At 57.5% G+C, this 20333-nt stretch carries 14 protein-coding genes and 1 pseudogene; 8 read left to right on the top strand and 7 right to left on the bottom strand.

Annotation, left to right across the window (positions count from 1 at the left end):
• Positions 1–45: 45 nt before the first annotated feature.
• The 6 genes from LQT98_RS18970 (at position 46) to LQT98_RS18945 (ending at position 14823) form a co-directional block, all read left to right on the top strand.
• A complete protein-coding gene (locus LQT98_RS18970) occupies positions 46–1893 on the top strand; it encodes a helix-turn-helix domain-containing protein (RefSeq protein ID WP_231464325.1) in 1848 nt (615 codons plus the stop codon).
• Positions 1894–2045: 152 nt separating this feature from the next.
• Positions 2046–2330, top strand: a complete 285-nt coding sequence (locus LQT98_RS18965; RefSeq protein ID WP_231464323.1) for a CopG family ribbon-helix-helix protein — start codon at positions 2046–2048, stop codon at positions 2328–2330.
• Between the two features lie 164 nt (positions 2331–2494).
• Positions 2495–2674, top strand: a complete 180-nt coding sequence (locus LQT98_RS18960; RefSeq protein WP_231464321.1) for an antitoxin PaaA2 family protein — start codon at positions 2495–2497, stop codon at positions 2672–2674.
• Between the two features lie 397 nt (positions 2675–3071).
• Positions 3072–7925: a zeta toxin family protein gene (locus LQT98_RS18955; RefSeq protein ID WP_231464319.1), complete on the top strand. Its 4854-nt coding sequence runs from the start codon at positions 3072–3074 to the stop codon at positions 7923–7925.
• Positions 7874–9349 (top strand): hypothetical protein, encoded by a 1476-nt coding sequence (locus tag LQT98_RS18950; protein WP_231464316.1) that lies wholly within the window; start codon positions 7874–7876, stop codon positions 9347–9349. Before LQT98_RS18955 ends, LQT98_RS18950 begins: the two co-directional genes overlap by 52 nt.
• A gap of 155 nt (positions 9350–9504) precedes the next feature.
• Complete coding sequence (locus LQT98_RS18945; RefSeq protein ID WP_231464315.1) at positions 9505–14823, top strand: NACHT domain-containing protein; 5319 nt, start codon at positions 9505–9507, stop codon at positions 14821–14823.
• Between the two features lie 38 nt (positions 14824–14861).
• Here the strand turns inward: LQT98_RS18945 and LQT98_RS18940 are convergent, their stop codons facing one another.
• Both LQT98_RS18940 and LQT98_RS18935 read right to left on the bottom strand, forming a co-directional pair.
• Positions 14862–15068, bottom strand: coding sequence for a hypothetical protein (locus LQT98_RS18940; protein WP_231464313.1), 207 nt, complete (start codon positions 15066–15068; stop codon positions 14862–14864).
• 94 nt (positions 15069–15162) lie between these two features.
• Complete coding sequence (locus tag LQT98_RS18935; RefSeq protein WP_231464311.1) at positions 15163–15762, bottom strand: NUDIX hydrolase; 600 nt, start codon at positions 15760–15762, stop codon at positions 15163–15165.
• 48 nt (positions 15763–15810) lie between these two features.
• Between LQT98_RS18935 and LQT98_RS18930 the strand changes: the two genes are divergently transcribed.
• Positions 15811–16596, top strand: coding sequence for a DeoR/GlpR family DNA-binding transcription regulator (locus LQT98_RS18930; RefSeq protein WP_231464309.1), 786 nt, complete (start codon positions 15811–15813; stop codon positions 16594–16596).
• Positions 16597–16924: 328 nt separating this feature from the next.
• On the opposite strand, the pseudogene LQT98_RS18925 reads toward LQT98_RS18930, so the two are convergent.
• The 4 genes and pseudogenes from LQT98_RS18925 to LQT98_RS18910 form a co-directional block, all read right to left on the bottom strand.
• A pseudogene (locus tag LQT98_RS18925) lies at positions 16925–17766 on the bottom strand (PhzF family phenazine biosynthesis protein).
• Between the two features lie 63 nt (positions 17767–17829).
• Positions 17830–18756 (bottom strand): NAD-dependent epimerase/dehydratase family protein, encoded by a 927-nt coding sequence (locus LQT98_RS18920; RefSeq protein WP_231464308.1) that lies wholly within the window; start codon positions 18754–18756, stop codon positions 17830–17832.
• A 60-nt stretch (positions 18757–18816) separates the two neighbouring features.
• Positions 18817–19230, bottom strand: coding sequence for a MerR family transcriptional regulator (locus LQT98_RS18915; protein ID WP_231464307.1), 414 nt, complete (start codon positions 19228–19230; stop codon positions 18817–18819).
• Positions 19217–19942, bottom strand: a complete 726-nt coding sequence (locus LQT98_RS18910) for a type 1 glutamine amidotransferase domain-containing protein (protein WP_231464305.1) — start codon at positions 19940–19942, stop codon at positions 19217–19219. Before LQT98_RS18910 ends, LQT98_RS18915 begins: the two co-directional genes overlap by 14 nt.
• Here LQT98_RS18910 and LQT98_RS24065 point away from each other — a divergent pair.
• Entirely contained in the window at positions 19941–20072 is a 132-nt protein-coding gene (locus LQT98_RS24065) for a hypothetical protein (RefSeq protein WP_269326086.1), read from the top strand. The genes LQT98_RS18910 and LQT98_RS24065 overlap by 2 nt on opposite strands.
• Before the next feature lie 40 nt (positions 20073–20112).
• Here the strand turns inward: LQT98_RS24065 and LQT98_RS18905 are convergent.
• Positions 20113–20333, bottom strand: a 221-nt coding sequence (locus LQT98_RS18905) for a hypothetical protein (protein WP_231464302.1), incomplete at its 5' end; no start/stop codon positions are given.

Genomic DNA, 20333 nt, shown 5'->3' with positions numbered 1-20333 from the left:
ACCCATGAGGATCGCCTTTATGGCGATCCTCCAACGGAACACATCATGACCTCCCCATTACTGCAGATCCGCCCCAAGCCGCTGGCGGGCGAAAGTCTGCTGGGCTATTGCCTGCGCCTCGGGCACGCCAACGGCTACCCGGGACAAACCTGGTTACCGCTATTCGTCAAAAAAACCAACGCCGCCAGGCAGAATCTAACCCTGCTCACAGGCCATGATCAGACCGGTTTGGAATGCCTGGCAGGCCCTGCGCCAGCCAGCCTGGGCCGTCACAGTCACCATCGGCTCGGGCTCAAGGTGACGTACTGGAACCACCATCATCGCCGCTGGTGCCCCGTCTGCCTGGCCGAGCACGGCATCTGGCAAACGGAATGGCTGCTGACCCTGCAAATAGCCTGCCCAACCCATCGCCTATTGCTGCGAGAAAAATGCCCCGGTTGCAACCAACTCATCCGTTGGCATCAGGGCACCATGTTTACCTGCAGCTGTGGCGCCGACTTGCGCCATGCCGCCACACGCCCAGGCACCGCTGCCGAGTTGGCTCTCGCCAAACTGATTGCCCAAGCCATCCGGCCGCTGATCGATTTGCCCGACCTCGCTGTCAGCAACATCCCCACGCCGCCAGAATTAGATAATTTACATCCGGCCCAACTATGCGACCTGCTTTGGTTCTTTGGCGCCTATGCATCGCACCGTCCCAACACCCGGCCGCAGAAAATAGCCGATCATGGCCGGATCGAAATCATTCAGCCCTATCTGCAGTTGGCCATGCAGATCGCCCAGCACTGGCCGCAACGCTTCCATCAACTGTTGGAGGAGTACACGCTGCCCATATCCGGCAACACGGCATCGTTACGGGTCTACTTGCGAGAAATACATCAGGCCCTCTACCGACTGCTGATCCATCCAGAGTTGCTATTTGTACGGGAAGAATTCGAGCGTTATGTCCATGAGCGATGGCCGGACAAACTGATCCTGCAGCAGGATCTGCGTCAGGCCCATCCCATCATTAGCTTGGCCAAGGCAGCGGAACAGCTCAATCTCTCAAGAGGCGCGGTACACAAGCTGATAGAAAACGGCACGATCAAAGGCTGCCAGTCCTCATCAGCGAAAGGGAAAACCATTTGGCTGGTAGAACGCAGCTCGCTGGATGCCTACGTCCGCAATGAGCATGGCACTCTGTCGATCTCGGAAGTGGAACGTATTCTGCGCATCACCCCAAAACGGATCCGTTTGCTGATTGAAAGTGGTCTGCTGCAGCCATTGCCTCACGATAAGAAACGCACCCGGTGGTGCTTTCAGCTAGAAACCATTAACACTTTTCTGAAGCAACTGAACCATGGCCTGATCAGCCCAGAACCGGACAATCCAGAACTGCTATCGGTGTGGGAAATCACCAAACGGTGGATGCAAGGCAGCGAGCCCTTCTTGGCGGTCATCCACGCCTTGCAGAATGGCTCGTTGGAGGTCATAGGCCGCAACCCGGCCGACCATGGCCTCCGCGCGTTGCTGGTTTCCCGACAGCAATTCACGCTCTGGCATAAGCAATACCGCCGCTCCCGCGGTTTCTTCACGGTTAGGGAGGCGGCAACTGCCATCCAGATGGACGTCAACCTGCTCTATCACCTGATTGGGACTGGGCATGCCCACGCCAGCCAGCAACAGTATGGTTATGAGAAGCGGATGCTGCTGGGTCTGGAAGCCAAAGAGCTGGAACGGCTGACCAACGACTACATCTGGGGCGAACGCTTGGCGGAACAGATCGTTAAGCCTGTACACAAGGCCGCCGGGCACTTGATCAAACAAGGACTACATCCTCTCTGCGGGCCAACAGTAGACGACGGGAAAGAGTATGTGTTCAGGCGTACCGATGTGGCAGCAAAAATGACTTGATTACCCGCTTTCGTCGGATTGCTATATTTCCAATTGGCACAGTGTCTAGAGTCCTACCCCCTTGTTTGACACAGAGTTTTTTCCGTACAGACCAGCTATGATGTTTTTTTATCAATAGCTTTTTTTAAAAATCTGATTTTGCTAAGGAAATCATGATGCCTGACTACCCGGTGAGAGAAATCTCTGTTCATGTCCCGGCTCAAATGGCAGATAGAATCGCCCAAATGGCAAGTCGACTGGGACGCTCTCAAGACTGGATCATGCAACAGGCGCTATCTGCCTGGATAGAACGAGAGGAAGAACGCGAACGTCTTACTCAAGAAGCACTTACCGATGTCGATCTTGGTCAGGTGGTCAGCGACCAAGCTATAAATACCTGGGCGGAAAGTCTAGGAACAGAAAGTTCAATTCCATTACCAAGGAAAGTGGGTCAGTAGAACCCCTTCCAAATTTATTGGGTAATACAAGCTGTGTGCACAGGAACATGGAAGGTCGATCACTTGAGCCGGACTGACCTTTACTCTTTATGAAAGCTGCACCTAACCTTCCAGTCTCCGTAGCCATACAACGGTCGATCACTCTGTCTACAAGGATACAAATCATGCAAAAATCTGAGCCAACCGTCTCCTTGGAGGAGGCCTCCCCAGAGGCCTATGACGCTTATGTACACCAAGCAGTCCAAGCAGCCATAGATGATCCTTCTCCCGGCGTACCGCATGAAGAGGCAAAAATTTATTTTGCCAAAAAGCGCGCAGAGCTACTGAGTCGTTTGGCTGGTTGAACGGTACTGTCCGTAAATTACCAAAACTCAATGCTGGGGGAACGTCGCTGCGGTTAGTCTGCTTTGCACACAAATCGAACATACCATTCAAAATCAAAAATCTGTATAAGATCCCCGACGTCTCCCCCCCCCCTCTACTGAAAACGGGGAGTGTCGGTCTCGCACCAAATCAGCTGGCAGCACCTTCTAGACACGCTGGCCATTCTTGTAGCATCTCTCCTGGGTATGCAGGGTTGTACATAGAACTCACCCTGAAAACTCCTAGCGATAACAGGTCTGTTTTGAGTCTCGTAAACCTTGCCCCCGCTGAATCGATCTGAGGTGCCCTCGTTTGCTAGAGATATTGTGTGGCCTGTAGAATAACGGCATACATCGTATTCAACTTAAGAGAGTCAATTTGGCACCCTCACAGCATCCGACCAGTTCTCAAGGTATCTCCAGTGGAGGCGCAGCAGCAGCAGCGGGTATTGGGTTTCAGGCCCAGCTGGGTGCGCTTTTCGGCCTGCAGTTGCTTGCCCAAGTTCCCGTTGACCACGTATTGGAATTGGGGGGAGCCGCTCCAGTCTGGATTCGCTTTGAGACCGAAGCGCCAGTGGACGACATCCTAGTGGCAACGTCGGAGGATGGATTCATCGCAGTGCAGGCCAAAACGAAAGTGAACCTGTCAGCCGGAGTAGATAGCGAGTTGGCTAAGACCGTCCAGCAGTTCGTTCGACATTGGCTTGCCTGCCGCGACGGCCAGGGTGAACAGCTTTGGGATCGCCGCCTCGATCCGACCAGAGACCGGCTCGTGCTGGCAGTGGGGCCCTCGGCACCGGCTACGATTCGTGTGGATCTCCCGGCTGCGCTGAGGTCTTACTCGCAGCCATCGCCAAGCGCGCTGACGCAAGACCAGCTAAGGGCAATAGAGGTATTCGAGACATGCATGCGGGAGGCCTGGAGCAACTCCACGACCGAGCCATGGAATCCGACCGTGCTTCGGAACGTTGCACAGCTAGTGAGGGTGATGACGTTTGATCCGGCTGGCGCATACGCCAACACCATGGATGGACTGGCAACAATGGCGACAACGCGGGACCAGGCACGGCCATTAGTCACCGCGCTGACACAGATTAGTCAGCGCTGGATGGCCGAGCGTAGCGGTGGTGACTTACCTCAGCTGCGGCAAGCCGTCATGCATGCACAAGTACGACTGTCTGTACCGCCGAGCTTCAAAAATGATATCCACAAGCTTAGGGAACACTCGGCGCAAATTGCCGCCGACTTGGAACGCTACGAGCAGATCGAGAGGACCGAGGGCATCATCCGAATCACCCGAGAATGCCAGACAGCCGCCTTAGCCGCTGCCCAAGAAGGATCGCTCCTCTTGATTGGCGAGCCCGGTGCAGGCAAGAGCGCGGTCATCAATGCGCTGGCTCGTGAGTTGCGGAGCCATGGGGACGTCGTCGAGCTTGCGGTCGACCGCTATAGCGCTCAAGACCTCGTTGGACTGAAAAACGAACTGGAGCTCGAACACGACCTGGTCAAAGTACTCGAGGCCTGGGACAGCCCATCGGCCGGATGGCTCGTCGTCGACGCTCTCGACGCTACCCGCGGCGGGCAGGGAGAGGCCGCGTTCCGAACACTGATCGAGCGCGTACTAGCGTTGAGGGGACGCTGGAAAGTCGTCGCTTCAATACGGACGTTCGATTTGCGGATGGGTATTCGATTCCGTGAGTTATTCGCAGGCCGTCCGGCCAATGCAGACTACCTGGATGCCGCATTCCAAACGGTGAAGCATTTGCTCGTGCCACCATGGTCGGAGGAAGAGTTCAATCAGGTACTGAACCAAGCGCCAGAACTTCGCACAGCCCTTGATGGCGCGCCAACAAAGCTTCGACAACTTGCCCTTGTGCCTTTCAACACACGTCTCATCGGCGAGTTGCTCCACACCGGAATGGGTGCTGAAGCATTTCGTGAGCTAGCTAATCAAGCGGGCCTGCTGAGGATGTATTGGGAGCATCGGGTGACGCCATTGGGATCGCGTGCAGATGCCTGCTTGCACCTGGTTGTTAAGGAGATGGTAGATGGCCGCTCGTTGCGGGTACAGACGCATATCATCGCCGCGGCAACGCCCGATGCCTTGGACGCGCTCCTTCTAAGGGGCGTATTAGCCAAGGTTGAGAACGAGCGTTTTATCCAGTTCCGTCACCATATTCTGTTCGACTATGCCGCCTCGCGACTTGTTATGGACGTCGATGGGCTGGTTTCAGGCAAGGTGCAATACCTGAAAGCTCAGGCGATTGGTCTGATGCTTGCCCCAGCGATGGGGTTCTTGCTACAGGAGCTCTGGGGGACACAGCCGGATCACGAGCGTTATTGGACCGCAGTCGAAAGAATACTCGGCAACCCCGAAGGGGATCCAATCCTGCGCAGTGTGGCTGGAAGGCTCAGCGCTGAGCTGCCGGAGAATGCTACAGACACTCATACCCTCGCAAAGCATGTCACAGATGGTGGAGACATAGTGTCTATGGCACTGTGGCACGTGGTGTCTTCGTTAGCGGTGCGCTTAGAGGACCATCCAGATGTGAGTCTTATGCCGTGGGTCTCGCTCGCAGGAGAACTCGCAGCCAGCGTCGAACGAGCCCCTTCAACCGTGAGGACGCTGCTTTACCTCTTGATTAAAACTGCGCGTCCGTCTCAAACAGGTGAGGCAGTCGGCCTTGCAGCAAGAGCACTGTTGCGATTCACATTCGACCATCCTGAGTCAAGAATAGATGCCGCGCCAGTTATCCCCAATGTCGTTGCCACTTATGCGACTGAGCCTTCAGCGTCTCGAGCACTCTTAGAACGAATCTTCGAACCTGAGCGGGCCGATGCACACAACTGGGAGGACGTTCCTGCGTTGTGCCGTGAGATTTCCACACTGGCCGATGTAGATCCACAATTCGCTGCGGCCGTGTATTCAAGCACATATGCAGGTACGGTCAAAGACGATATCACTACCAGCATGGGGGGACGAAGTCGGATTCTATCTCTGACATCGAACTCCAAGCAGGACTACGGCATGGCGCTGTACTCTCTGTGCGAGTTCTTCCCAACGTTTCTGCAGAATCACCCTCAAGCAGCTACCCAGGCGTTTGTGGAGTCGGTAGACCACTACATTCGGAGGGAGCACAAGCCACCAGAGCGCGAAGTTATCACTAGGATGATCAATTTCAGGACTTTTCAACTCAAAACCGATCTAAGTCACATCTGGGCGCACAACCCTGATCATGAGTATGGCCACGATGGCGATGCCCTGATCGCAAAGTTCCTACCTGCATTTGTTGCGTTACCCGAGCCTGATGCGCTCTTGGTTGCAGAGCAGCTTTCGGCTTCATCTGCATGGGCATTAATATGGGCAAGGCTCTTTCTTGCGGCAGTGCGGCGCAGCGATAGCTTGATCGACCAGCTTTGGCCGGTCGCGGCAGATGAGGCATGGCTCACTAATATCGCTACTCAGAAGGATGCGATCGACCTCGTGGCATGCGGGTATGGGCGGCGTAGCGTCGCTGAGAGGGAAGCCCTCGAAACTTCGGTGACGACCTTCTCAATGGAACGGTACAACGACCCGGAGGCGGCCAGAGAACACCTGATCCAGCGTTTGTATAGTGTCATCGGGTCTGATCTGCTTGTCACAGAGAATGCACGCGCCATCCTTTCCGCCACATCAGCAGAGTTAGTAGCGCACAGCCATCGAAACGAGCGACCATTTCGCATCTCAAGTGGCTGGGGTCAGCCTGATCCCTTTTTCTGGATTGAAAGTCTTGACAGGGATCGACCGTCGAATATTACCGTCATGGCTGCCATTGAGGCGGCTCGGGACTACATCGAGGCCAAGCCTGGTCAACCGTCGACCGACGAAATCGATACGGCACGAATGCTCGAGTTGCTCGAGGCAATCGTTCCCGGCCTAGCGGCTCCGGACTTGGATGGAGCGTTGCGTCTGCACGCCGAAGGCGTCATCGGCCAGGGGTGTGGGCGACTCGCTCAGGGCGAGCGTTTAGTTATCAGGGATGTCTTTGATCCGACAGACCGATATCTTGCGCTCGTTCGAATAGCCGCCACATCTAGCAATCCAGAGGTCACCGACGAGACGGAATCTCAGTATGAACAATCCCAGTCTTGGGGAGGGCCCGCCGCACGTATTGAGGCCGCAACGGCAGTGCTGGACGTTTGCCTTCAGCGAGCAGATCTTTACCCACGACTTGAGGAGGATATCGACCGCTTGCTAGGTGATCGCCATCCAGCAGCGCGGTCTCAATCAGTCCTGCATCTCATTCGATTGTGGGATCTCGACCGGGCAGGTTTCTGGCAGCGGCTTGAGCTTCGTCTGGAACGAGAAACCAACTTTGCAGTTTTGGACTCTGTCGTCGATGTACTGAGAAGGATCATTCATGTCGAGCCCGAACGAAGTGAACGACTGATCCTAACGCTTCTTGGGCGTTATAGCGGTACGGCGAAGCAGGCAGATCTTGAGGTTTCTCTGGTTGACCTAGTTGCGGTTCTTTCGGTGAGTTATGAGAGGGCCTCTGTAGAGGCTATCCTGTCAAAGTGGTTGGATGATCCCTCTGTGCATAGCAAGCAGCTCGAAAAGATTCTGTTTACGCTTCGTGATGCAGTCGTGCTGGGCCTGCATCCCGGCCAATCAGAGGAAGGGGCCCTTCGGCATCGAGCCCAGACCCTTCTTCATCGAATCGTCGCCGCCGCCAGTGGACCACTTGCAGCATATGACCCAGGCGTCGCAGTTCCCGATGAACAGGTGCCGAGATTGAAAGCGTGCGTCGAGCTCATCGACAGGGCGGCCATGCAGCTCTATTTCGCGACCGGTCGCGTCAACGGCGGAACGGGAATCGACGAGGCGGGGTGCAAGATTTACTTGGGCGAGATAGCATCTACGCTCGACCTCATTGCAGATCAAGCGCAGCCACACACTATTTACCAACTCCTGCAATTAGTGGAAATTCTGGCCCCGCAGAACCCGGAGCGTGCGTTTGATCTGACCGCGCGTGCGATTCGCGGGGGCGGCGCAAAGGGCGGCTACCAGTACGAGCCGCTGGGCGCCGAATTGATGGTGCGACTGATAAGCAGCTTCTTGGCCGACTGCAAGGAGATTTTTGGGAACGACCTACGGCGCCAGGCACTCGTAGACTGCCTCGAGATCTTCATGGAAGCAGGGTGGCCGTCAGCAAGAAAGCTGCTCTATCGTTTACCAGAGCTGCTCCAGTGATTCGCGAAGTCACGGAAGCAGAGTTCATCCAACGATTTGCCGATCTGATCGATTGCTTCGAGGCATCGATTGCTGCAGACGCGCGCGCCGAGTTCGCCGGCGCTGGGGCCGGCAATCCTCACGAACACACAACTCGCGTTCACTTTCTGGATGGACTCGTAGAACTGCTTGGTTGGTCGCTCGGATTGGGTGGGGACATGGCGGAAGAGGCCCGTCTCAAAGGCGAGACGACCACGTTCATGGATTATCTTGGCGTCAGAGCAGATACCAATGCTCCAGCCTTACTCATTGAGGCCAAAGCTTGGGACAAGGCGTTTCTGGAACCGCGAAAGAAGGAGTCTTTTGACCCCTCTGTCCTATTAGGTGAAGGAATCAATCATTGGAGAAGTGGAGGTGAGGCAAAAAACTCTCCGGTGGCGGGGCAATGGCATACCTACATCGATCAAGTGGGCGGCTACGTTAAAGGTCTGAAAGATAGACATGGTCACACACTACCCAGAGCCGTGATCACAAGTGGGCAATGGATCGTCGTGTTCGTTGATCCATTACAGGCCTTCATCGAGGGCCCCGTCGAAGACGTCAAGATCAAAATATTTCATAAGCAGAATTTCAAGGTTCAGGCCAGCGAATTGTTTTCGCTGATATCGAAGAAGGCACTTGCTGCCGAAACCCCTTTCAATGTGCGGCCTACCGAGGTCTTGAACTACCTCACAAAGGACTTGGTTGTTGCATGTTTTCACGCAGTTCACGTGAGCTACGAGGCAAGTGGATCACCTGTCTTCGGGCGAAAACCCCGTGTATTGGTCTATCCCGCTCTGGTGCTGCACGGGGCAGACAACATGCTCCTGACTGTGCTTGAGGAATCCGAGGAGTCCTTGCTCGAATACACAAAGGACCCGACGACGGACGAACTCTATTTGGATCCGCACGTCAACAAGCTTGCTGCCGGTGCCGCGGCCCTACTGGCGCGAACGGGAGCACAGCTCGACCTTGAGCTTCGCCCCTCCCCTGTTGTCGATTTTCCTGGGTTCCCTCGAGAGCCGCTGCACAAGCCATCGGTCACACGGGCACTAGCGCGCTCTAATCCCAGAGAACGCGACAACTGGATCATAGTCACTGGCCAAGCGCCCCACTTTGTCAAAACTGGCCCGGACGTCGACTGCAGGTTTCATAAATGGAGCGTCTGCAATGTTGCTCGCCTTGCGGCGGGATCATCTGCGATCTCTAAGCCTGTGTTGTCGACGCCGAGGGTCCTCTTCATCGACGAAACACCTCACCACTGCGCCCACCGTGATGTAATGGACCGCAGAGAACCCCGTTGTCATATACACATGATCGATGCGAGCCTTTGCTGTCGCAGCTGTACTTTTATTTCAGATTGTTGGCCCGGTAATACCCGCCCGCCGCTACCATGCGGCACCTAGCCATCTGTTGAGTTGAATTGCCGCTGAGAATCGCCCCGACTTTTCTAGATGCCTTGCCACCAGCACGAAATCGCGTAAAGAGGGGGCCTTTCAAGTGACAGTAGATCGGCCAAGGCTGACGGTCAACATGACTAGAACTGCTACGAGGGTAGTAAATGACGCTGGAAAACGACACCAACGAGCCTCAGATTCGAGATATACCGAAAGCAACACTAAGAGGAACTTCGCCTGAACTGACTGGCGGCCAAGGATTTAGCTTCGAAGACGCTGTTTCTTCTGTATATGCCGCTGCATTGCTCTGTGAAACAACGGCGCCGGGCCTTCCGGGCCGCGTCGTCAAACATGTCTCCGTGCAGCAAGGTTCGTTCGGCCAGCCTTTGGACGACCTTATCGTTCGTGCAGCCGGAGCCGACCAGGTCTCGATAACCTTCAGTGCCCAGGTCAAGCGCAGGCTGGTAATTAGCGCAGCGGACACAAACACTGACTTTCGAGAGACGATTGAGCGAGCTCACGAAACGCTGTTGGACGCTGCATTTCAGGTTTCGTTGGATAGGGTAGGTGCTATCGTAGGAGAAATCTCGGACGCAGCCAAAAGGTGCTTCGAAACGCTTTGTGAATGGGCGCGGGGAGAAAACTCTTCTGAACAGTTTGCCCGTAAGCTGCAGACCGATGGTGCTTCGGGCGACAAGCTCACGCAGTTCAAGGTAGTTCGCGACATCCTCTCGCCCAAGGTAGCGCCGGGGGAACTCGATACAGTCACCCACAAACTACTAAGTCACTTTGTCTTAATACGCCTAGATTTGCTAACCGAAGGTTCACCAACCGAGGCTCAGGTAGTTTCTGCACTTGCCAATACCCTGGCTCCAGTGGACCGCCCTCGCGCTGACGACCTGTGGCGTCGGTTACTGGCGTTGGTGCGTGTTTCGCAAGGGCGCGCTGCAGGGTACGACCGCAAGACACTCGTCGCTCGCCTAAACGGCGCACTCCGGCTTGCTGGGGCACCGAGTGCGCAAGGAGCACTGCAAGCCATACAGCAGGAGAGCCGGCTTGCCGCTGCCGAAATCACGAACTGCATTTCTGGCTTGAGTGTGCCTCGCTACAGCAGCGTTCAAGCAGTGATCGAAGCTGCAAAGTCGCCTGGATTTGTGCAGATTGGTGGCATGCCCGGTACGGGCAAGTCGGTCGTTCTCCGCTCGGCAGTCGAACAACTTGCCACCTCTGGAACTGTCCTCTTCCTAAAGTCAGACCGTCTGCAAGGGAATACGTGGGCTCAGTACGCCGCCACCACGGGAATGACGCACGGCAACTTGGAAGAGCTCTTGGTGGAGCTTTCCGCATCCGGCTGCAGCGTTCTGTTCATCGACGGTATTGACCGTGTTGAAGTCGAACACCGAGGCATCCTTCTGGACCTGCTGAACACCATCCACTCCTCGCCGTTGTTGTCGGGATGGTGCGTCGTGGCCACCGTGCGCGACACAGGAATGGAGCCGTTACGCACTTGGCTTCCTGCACATTTGTTCTCAAGTGGGGTACGGACGCTGACCATAGACTCTTTCGACGACGGAGAAGCTGAAGCACTCGCGCAAGCCAAGCCAGCCCTTCGACCACTGCTTTTCGGTAGTAACGCTATTCGGTTAGTCGTTCGTCGACCCTTTTTCGCGGCCGTTCTTGCCAAGGAGGTTGACTCGTCGAACGTGCATGCCACCTCTGAGGTCGACCTTGCTGCTCTGTGGTGGGAGCGTGGTGGCTATAGCGCAGACCCCGCGCGGGTGGGCTACAGGAGGAATGCCCTAGTACAACTGGCCAAGACAGGTGCACATCAACTTGGCAGGCGCATTCCCATAGCCGATGTCGATGCTCAGGCGCTCGCCGAACTCGAAGCAGATGGGATTGTGCGGCCTGTCAGGTGCGGACACAGCGTGCAGTTCTCCCACGACATATTCTTCGAGTGGGCTTTCTTACAGCACTTGGTCCGAGCGGATGACTCTTGGCCGGACGTCATTCGCGAAGTGGGAGAGCCTCCAGCACTTGGACGGGTCGTTGAGCTGCTCGCTCAGACGGAGCTTGCACATGGCGAGAACTGGGACAAGCACTTGGCTACATTAGAGGCAAGTCAGGGACTTCGCTCCCAATGGTTGCGCGCGTGGATGGCTGGGCCGTTCTCCCTAGAGACATTCGCGCAGTACTCCGACGCGTTTGACCGAGCGATGTTCGACACTGCCCACGTACGGGTCCGCAAGGTGGTAGTCTGGTACCAGGCTGAAAAGACGAAGCCAAATACCGCCATTCTTGAGCGCTCAGACACTCCAGACCTCGACCTTGCTAAGCGCATGCTGTACGCGGACATGTGGGGGCACCCTTCCGACGTTTCGGCTTGGGTTCGTTTTTGCGATTGGCTTCTGGACCACGCGCAAGACATGCCAACGAGTGTGATTCCGGACGTAGTTGCGGCGTTCGAGGTTTGGCAGAACGCATTCTCTCACTACCGCAATCGGGTTTCGGTGCGCATTGTTAAGACATGCTTGGCGTGGCTGTATCACATTGAGCATCAGCGCCATAAGAAAGAATTTTCGACAGATCGAGGAGCCTGGGACGAAATCGAGGACTGCCAGGATGGCTTGGACGAACTTGAGTCCGCGTTGCGAACGTTGGTGTTGAACTCTTCACTTACCCAAGGCCCATTGGTCACTCAATACCTCCGCGATTTATGCCACCTGGAGCGGATGCCACGGCAGGCCGTTCAGTCCGTATTCACACATGCCCCACTTCTCTCACGGGCTTGCCCTGCGGGCTTGGTCGATTTCACTCTGTTCGTGGTGCGCAAGCGCCTCCCCGTGGTTGTACAGAAGGAAATGCGAGGCAGGGACTACTTTGCGCCACACCACGTCAGTCATTTCGAATGGGACCATCTCTCCATCGACGACCACTTCTCCTTTTTCCCAGCTGCACCCACGAGGGAGCCGTTCCACTCGCTGCTGCAACAAGCCCCAGATGAGGGCAGGAAACTGGTTCGAGAGGTCGCTAACCATGCCATTCGATCATGGCGGCAACTGCATAGGCTCTCTTACGAGAAGGATGGAACACCTATTCCGCTCGTCATGCAGTTCCCGTGGGGCAAGCAACTATTCTGGGGGAATAGCCGTCTCTACTTAGGTGCGCGTGGAAGCTTCGGGCCATCCACTGTCAACTCAGGCTGGATGGCTCTTGAGGCGTGGGCATTCCGTGAGCTTGAGAGTGGCACTCCTGTTGATGACGTCCTCAAGGCAGTCTTGGAAGGGCACAGGTCCGTGGGTGCCCTCGCTGTTGCTGCAGCTATCGCTCTACAGGCGCAACACACCTCCGAAATAACTCTGCCCATTGCGACGAACCAACGTCTCTGGCACTGGGATATTCGGCGCCAAGTGGAGGACATGGGACAGATGGCGAACCTCATCGGGTTCACCAATTCGCAGGACAGGCCTCATGCGTTGGCCGTGAAGGAAGGCAACGAACGGCCGGTGCGTCGTGCGGACGTCCGCTCGCTCGGCACTCTGATGGTGCTCAGGGGAGGAGAACTAGGCGCGCAAGCGGGTGTAGCAATCCAAAGCTTTCCGGGGAACTTGCCCTTTGACTATTCTGAGCAACGAAACAACGCTGAGGTGTGTTCGGACCTCGCCAGAACAGCGGAGATTTGGGCCGAGATTGGCAAGCGAGAGAACTATCGCGCAGAGCTCAGCCAGGATGAATCCCAGGTGGTAATCTCCCACAAGAATCCCAAGGAAATAGGCGAGGACATTCAGGTAATGCAAGCCCAGTACAGCGAGATGGGACGCTATCTCGCTCTTCTGAACTGGACTTACTCCTACTTCAATGAAGGCAAACTTAAGGAGTCGCTCACGCTCGAAGTTGCTGCAACAGAAGCAAAGGCACTCGATCTTGAAGATCTTTTTGCCTCTGGACATGACCACATAGCGTTGGCACATCAACGGCAATCGGCCGTTGCGGGTGTAGCTGCAATCCTTTTGCTGGAGAACGCTGAAGCGCACATCGAATGGGCCGCTGAAGTGTGCGTTCGTGCTGCGTGCACACCAGAGGTACCGCAACAGTTTTTCACTCGCAACGCGAAGCTCATGCACCATCCGGTGCTCTACGCAACCAAGGGGCTAGGGGCATTGTTCTCGGTCATTGAAGACGACAGGGACATCAATACGCTTCAGTCATTCCTCACGGAGCTGTGCGCCCATCCTTACGAGGAAATCACAGTTGCGGCATTCGGTTCCTTACTGGGTGCCTGGCCTAAGTATCCAGACATCGCGTGGGCTGCGTTGTGGCTGGCTACGGCGCTTGCGCTCGTCGAGGTGAACTATGTTCCCGAAGGAGACACAGAGGCACGGCAATACACACGAATCCAGGGTGTCGTCAATGAGGAACTCCAACGTCTCCAAGATGGAGCACCTGTAGTTAGTACTTTTCCTGCGTGGCCGGAACCTTGGTTGCCTATTACTGAAGGCGAGGCTGTTCAAGCTCGCCGGCGACGTAGTCGCACTGTCAATGACGAGTGGCGGGTCAACCCAATACACGTCGACACTTCGCTTCTGGAGAAGGTTCTGCAGGTCATTCCCTTGGAGGCTGCACTGGCAGACCAAGCGCACGCGGCGTCTTTCTTGGACTGGTGCGAGGGGCTGACCAAGTGGACTATCGAGCGAATTGCACCTGCTTGGGCGAGAAGCCGCAGAGACCTTGATGACAACTACGGCCCGGACTATTTCGAGTGGCGTCGTCATCTCTACCGCTTTTTGGCTCGAACCTCACTAATGTTGCCTGTAGATGAGGGTACACGGCGTTTCCTGGAACCTGCGATGGCCACTAATGACGAGGTCTTTGCGAGTTTCGGTGAATGGTTCACATATCATCTGATTGCTCAGGTTGCGGACAGTAAGGAGATTCCTCAAGCCGCGTTGCAACTACTGTCTGTCATCACGCAGCGCGTTCTGGCCTACGAGGATTGGCATCACGCGAGCCATGGCGGGCTCTCTGAACAGGACATTGTCGACATCGTCAAGCACCTGTTCTTTGCAGACTTCACGTACGCAGGTGGGGCAGTTCGCTTTGCTAACCGCAACTGGTCTGAAGTTGGCATTGTACTTCCAGTCTTCGAGCCAATATTGCGTACCCACGGGTCTGTCACCTTTGTCGCTCGCGCCTGGATGGACCTTTGCGAAAGCAGCCTCGAGCACTACCCAGTTCAGCACTTCGTCGACAACCTTGAGCACCTTCTGGTCGGAGAAGGAACACCACCTGGATGGCGTGGCACGCAATTGCCGGCCCGGTTGTCAGGGCTGATTCAGCGCTTCAGTGAGCGGCAGCAGCCCATGCCCCTGGAGATGGCGCAGATGCTACTGCGGGCACTAGATAGGCTCGTTGACATGGGTGATAGGCGAGCGGCTGCAGTGCAGCTTAGTGAGGTTTTCCGCTCTGTTCGTATGGCCAAATAAAGGCTGGCCCCGCAAGTCATGCTTTGCTCGCTACAGGCTCATTGTTGGGGCGTCGCGTTTCCAGCAGGTCTGCTTTGGCCGATTAACAGCCCCAATCCCAAATAGTCAATACGGTCAGTTGTTGACCTTTTCTCATTAATCATGCCTATAAGTCGTTTTTTTGCAGTAACCATGCTCCGCAGTCCTTGTTCAGCATGGCCACGCAAATGCAAAGAGCCTTGACTGACAAGGCTCTCTTTTTTCACGTACTTTGCTTCCCTACAAGTGTTGTAGGCAATGCGAGCCGGATCGCCGTTGGTTCAACTGCGCTATGGCCCGCAATCAAAATCCGTTGCGGCTTCATGCTTGGCGTCCCTCCGTGATTTCGCTTAATGCCAGGTGCTGTAAGAGCATGATCGTCTTGCCGTCGACGATCTCGCCGCTTTTGACCAAGCGCAAAGCGGTCCGCAGCGGCATTTCGAGCACCTCAAGATCCTCGCCCTCGTCTTCGATGCCGCCGCCATCGCTTACGCGCATGGACGCGTCGTAGTCCCCCAGATAGAAATAGAGCTTCTCGGTCACTGACCCTGGACTCATGTAAGCCTCAAATACCTTGCGGATATTGCTCACGCGGTACCCAGTCTCCTCTTCCGCCTCTAGGCGTATGCGCTCTTCCGGCGTGGCGTTGTCGAGCAAGCCGGCGGCCGCCTCGATCAACATGCCGTCGTGTCCGTTGACGAACACGGACATCCGAAACTGGCGCGTGAGCACGACATTTCCCGTGCGCCGGCAATGCAACAGGATGGTTGCGCCGTTGCCGCGATCGTATGTTTCCCTGCTTTGACGCTGCCACCTGCCGTCTCGGCGCAGAAAATCGAACGTCACCTTCTTCAGCGTGTACCAATTGTCGGAGAGTACGGTGGACTCGACGATGCGAACCCGGTCTTTCGTTGCAGCCATGGCGCCTCCAGTCGACAGCTAATAGCGATGATGGTATCGTGCACACTCGTGCAACATCAAGATATTTCGTGCAAACATATGCTAACGACACAACGTAAGAAAGCCATCCTGGACGCGCTTGCTCGCGATGGCCAAGTGCTCGCCGGCGAGTTGAGCGTGGAGTTCGGCGTATCGGAAGACACGATTCGCCGGGACTTGCGTGAACTCGCTTCGGAGGGGTTATTGCAACGCGTTCACGGCGGCGCGTTGCCCGTTTCTCCTGCGCTCGCACCGTTCGAACTGCGCCGGGACATTGAGTCGGCCGCCAAGCAAAGGATTGCACGGCAAGCGGCCGCGATGATCGTCCCCGGGCAGACAGCGATCATTGATGGCGGCACCACCTCGGCCTTGCTGGTCAAGGCACTGCCCGCTGATCTGCGGGCGACGATCGTCACGCATAGCCCAAGCGTCGCCACGGCGCTCGCCGAGCATCCTTCGGTCGAAGTCATTCTGATAGGTGGACGGCTGTACAAGCATTCGATCGTCGCCGTCGGCGCCGCCGCGATCGAGGGCATCTCGCGCATCCATGCGGATTGGTACTTCATGGGCGTGACCGGTGTTCACCCCACGGCGGGTCTGAGCACCGGAGATTTTGAGGAAGCCGCGATCAAGCGCGCGTTCGCTGCGCGCGCGGCGGAGACGGTCGTGCTGGCGTCGTCGTCGAAACTCAATGCGGCGTCGCCTTTCGTCATCGGTGAGATCACGCTCGCACAAACCATCGTCGTCGAGAAGGACGCCGACCGGGAATTGATGAGACAGATCGAAACAGCGGGGGTGACGGTCGTGCGTGCATAGTGCTGCGGCAAGAGCCTGTCTCTGATCCCGCAAGCTCGAACAAGGCCAGTCGAAAACCGCTGAGAGAGCGGAATGAGCAAGTGGCACATGAACATTTCGAAGCTGTTTTCAACGCCGCATCACCGCCGCGCAGCAGACTTTGAACAGGCTCCAAGAGTCTGTTCAAAGGCTCGCGAGCAAGGGCGAGACAAGGCGAAAACGAGCGAAAAAGCGGAATGTACAAGTGGTACATGAGCATTTTGAGCTTGTACTCACCGTGTAACGCTCCACGACGCGCAGCAGATCGTAAACAGGTTCTAAGAACGCCACGAAGGCCCGCAGGCTTGGCCTACAACATCAGCCGGCCTTCAATGCAGGTCACCGCATTGCCGCCTATCCACACCTCATTGCCCACCTGCTCCACCTCGATGCACCCGGCGCGCCCCATGCTCAGCCCCTGGCTGACGCGGTAGCGCGCCGGCGCCAGTCCGGCCCCCAGCAACCACTGGGCAATGCCGGCGTTCAGGCTGCCGGTGGCCGGGTCTTCGGGCATGCCGTCGCCGGAGATGAAGGCCCGCACCTCGAACTGGGCGTCGCTATCGTCTTGCCGCGGGTCGCAGCGGGCGATCACCCCCACCGCCAGCCCGCTCAGCGCCGGATAGTCCGGTTGCAGCTCCAGCACCTGCTGACGCTTGGCCAGCATCACCGCCAGCCAGCCGGCGCCGTTGTCGACCCACTGGGCGGCGATGATCGCCTCGGGCGCCAGGCGCAGGCCCAGGCGCACCCGTTCCAGCAGCTCCTCATCCACCGGACCGGAGCGCAGCAGGGGCGGCGCCAGGAAAGCCAACTGCCTCCCCTGGCGGCGGATCCGCACCAGCCCCACCGCGCATTCCTGAATGATCTCCCCCCCTGTGGCACGCCGCCGGACTCCAGCCAGGCGTGGCAACTGCCCAGGGTTGGATGACCGGCGAACGGCAGTTCGTGCAGGGTGGTGAAGATACGCAGACGGTAGTCCGCCCGCGGGTCCTTGGGCTGGAGAATAAAGGTGGTCTCGCTGAGGTTGGTCCAGTTGGCGAAGGTCGCCATCTGCCGCTCATCGAGCCCGTCGGCGTCGAACACGACAGCAACCGGGTTGCCCTTGAGGGGCGTGGAACTGAAGACATCGACCTGCCTGAAGCCCAGGGCGCTCATGGAATGTCCTGTTGGTATTTTACTGGGACGGCTAGTCTACGCCCAAACCCGCCTCATCACCCATCAAGCCAACTCGGCCCGAATCAAACGGATGCCTTCTTGGTAGCTGGTCACCGGGAAATCGGGGAAGCGGCGTTTGAATTTGCTGGAATCGAACAGATTGTCGCTTGCATAGCGGGGCAACAATTCCCTGATCTCTCTGGCCGGCTTGGAAAATAGGCCGACGGCGGTCAACGTCCATTTGCCGATCAGCGCGTAAGCAGCCTCGCTGCCGAACGCCTCGCACGCCATGGTGGCGAGTTGCCCGTAGGTCGGCCGGTCTTCGCAGCAGGGCAAGTGCCAGGTCTGGCCAAATGCGTCCGGCGTGTTGCCCAGCGCCGCCAGCGCCCGGCTCGCGTCCGGCGTCCAGATCAGGGTTCTTCTGGTGTCGTCGCGCAGCGGCACGCGCGGCCTGCGGCCCTGCTTGAGCGGGTCGAACAGCAGCGCGTTGGTGATGCTTTGCGTATTGCCCGGCCCGTAGAACTCGGGGGCCCGCCCGATGAGCACGGGAATCTCGCCGCGCGCCATCTCCTGCAACACCATGGTGGCCATCGCCGCCCTGACCCTGCCTTTGCGGCCCATCGGCGCGAAAGGCGTTTCCTCCGTCAGGATTCTGTCGTCCTGCGGATACATATAGGTGTTGTCGAAATAGGCGAACTTGGCGCCCTCCGCCCGGCACGCGTCCAGCGCGTTTTTCAACATCAGCGGGAACTGCGTCTCCCACAGCTTGCTGTCCGGCGGCAGCCCGGCGGTGAAATAGACCAGATCGCTGCCCCTGACCGCCTCGCGCGTCTGCCCGGCATCCAGCAAGTTTGCGGGCAGCAGCGCATCGCTGGCGTTGACTTTACGCGGATTGCGGCTGACCAGCCGCAAATCGCTGCGGTAGTTATCGTGCAGCTCGCGGGCGAGTTCCACCGCGATCTGGCCATTGGCTCCAAGTATGGTTTGCATATGCTTCGTGGGGTCTTGAGTAGGGAATGAGGTGCGTGGATTCAGCGGCCAGGCCGCGCGCTATTTGTCGACGGCAAGGCCCAGGCCAGCCATCACCCGCGCGGCATTGAGCTTGCAGTCCATGCCTTCCGGCTTGGACTCGATCAGCTGAACCAGGGATTGGATCTGCGCCTTGCTGTGCGCCAGGCGCGCCTCCAGCGCTTCGATATCCGCCACCTTGCGCTGGAGGATGGCGATCAGCTCATCATGCCGCCAGGACGAAACATCCGCCGGCAGCAGGCGCTTGATTTCCTCCAGCGAGAAACCGGCCTGCTGGGCATCGCCGATGATGGTCAGCAAGGTCACCGCTTCCGGCGGGTAATCCCGGTAGCCGTTCGCCTGCCGGCTGGCGATTTTCAGTAAGCCCTTGGCTTCATAGAAGCGAATCGCCGACGCCGCCATGCCGGCGCGCTTGGCCAGTTCACCGATTTTCATGCGCGTCCTGACCCAGGCCTGGCTGACCGTCAGCTTGCCGCGAGTGTGCCGCCGGCAAGGCGGCCAGCAAGGCCCGCGCCACTTCCTTGCTGGAGCCGGGGTTCTGGCCGGTGACGATACGGCCATCGGTCAACACGAAGCTGCCGAAGGGCAGCCATGACTTTTCGTAGCGCGCGCCTCGGGCTTCCAGTTCGCTCTGCAGCCAATAGGGCACTTGGTCCTTGACCCCGGACAGCGTTTCTTCGAGATTGGAAAATCCGGTCACGCGGCGGCCTGCAATCAATGGCCTGCCGTCGTCCGCCTCAAGCTCCAGCAGCCCGGCCGCGCCATGGCAGACCGAGGCCACAATGCCGCCATGACGATAGATGCTTTCCGCCGCTCGCTTGAGCGCCTGATTGTCGCGGAAGTCCCACATCGTGCCGTGGCCTCCGGTGTAGAAGATGGCCAGATAGGCATCCGGATCGATGTCCGCCGCCGCTCTTGTCGCTTGCAGCCGCGCCATGAAGACCGGGTCGCGCAAGCGCGCTTTCGCCGCGGCATCGGCATGGGGCCAGCCCAGGCTGCGAGGATCCAGCGGCACCGCGCCGCCCTTGGGGCTGACGAAATCCACCGCGTAGCCGGCGGCCGTCAGCACATCGTAGACATGGGTCAACTCGGCGAGCCACAGTCCGGTGCCATCGTTTCTGTCCGGATAATGGCCGTGGCTGGTCATGACCAACAGCACCTTGCCAAGGCGGGCGGCTGACGCCGGCGCCGATTCGGCCGCGGCGGTTTTCATCATCAATGGCGACATGGCGAATAAGGCAAATCTCTTGAAAGTCAGCATGGGCGACACCCTGTGAAGAATAGAACATTCCGCCATGCCTTCCGCCTAGAGCCTGTTCAATGTCTCGCGAGCAAGGGCGAGACAAGGCGAAAACAGGCTCTTAGGCTGGTGATGGCAAGCGCCATGCTAAGCTTCAAGTTCGCTTCAATGTCAACCACGGATTTTCCGGCCGCGACGCCGGCGCGGCGGCCAAGCAAAAAGGCAGCGCCGCCGTTCCGGCGACACTGCCTTTGATGATCACCGCCAGAACCCAGTCGGCTTAGAAGCTGTTTACGAT

The sequence above is a fragment of the Chromobacterium aquaticum genome (genome assembly GCF_021129195.1).
Lineage (GTDB): Bacteria > Pseudomonadota > Gammaproteobacteria > Burkholderiales > Chromobacteriaceae > Chromobacterium > Chromobacterium aquaticum.
The sequence above is the reverse complement of the archived record's forward strand: the minus strand, read 5'-3'. Positions and strand labels throughout refer to the sequence as shown.

Bases quoted from the DNA above. Each gene is read 5' to 3' on its own strand.
- LQT98_RS18970 (WP_231464325.1), top strand. From the start codon at position 46: ATGACCTCCCCATTACTGCAGATCCGCCCCAAGCCGCTGGCGGGCGAA.
- LQT98_RS18965 (WP_231464323.1), top strand. From the start codon at position 2,046: ATGATGCCTGACTACCCGGTGAGAGAAATCTCTGTTCATGTCCCGGCT.
- LQT98_RS18960 (WP_231464321.1), top strand. From the start codon at position 2,495: ATGCAAAAATCTGAGCCAACCGTCTCCTTGGAGGAGGCCTCCCCAGAG.
- LQT98_RS18945 (WP_231464315.1), top strand. From the start codon at position 9,505: ATGACGCTGGAAAACGACACCAACGAGCCTCAGATTCGAGATATACCG.
- LQT98_RS18935 (WP_231464311.1), bottom strand. From the start codon at position 15,762: ATGGCTGCAACGAAAGACCGGGTTCGCATCGTCGAGTCCACCGTACTC.
- LQT98_RS18920 (WP_231464308.1), bottom strand. From the start codon at position 18,756: ATGCAAACCATACTTGGAGCCAATGGCCAGATCGCGGTGGAACTCGCC.
- LQT98_RS18915 (WP_231464307.1), bottom strand. From the start codon at position 19,230: ATGAAAATCGGTGAACTGGCCAAGCGCGCCGGCATGGCGGCGTCGGCG.
- LQT98_RS24065 (WP_269326086.1), top strand. From the start codon at position 19,941: ATGACCAACAGCACCTTGCCAAGGCGGGCGGCTGACGCCGGCGCCGAT.
- LQT98_RS18910 (WP_231464305.1), bottom strand. From the start codon at position 19,942: ATGACCAGCCACGGCCATTATCCGGACAGAAACGATGGCACCGGACTG.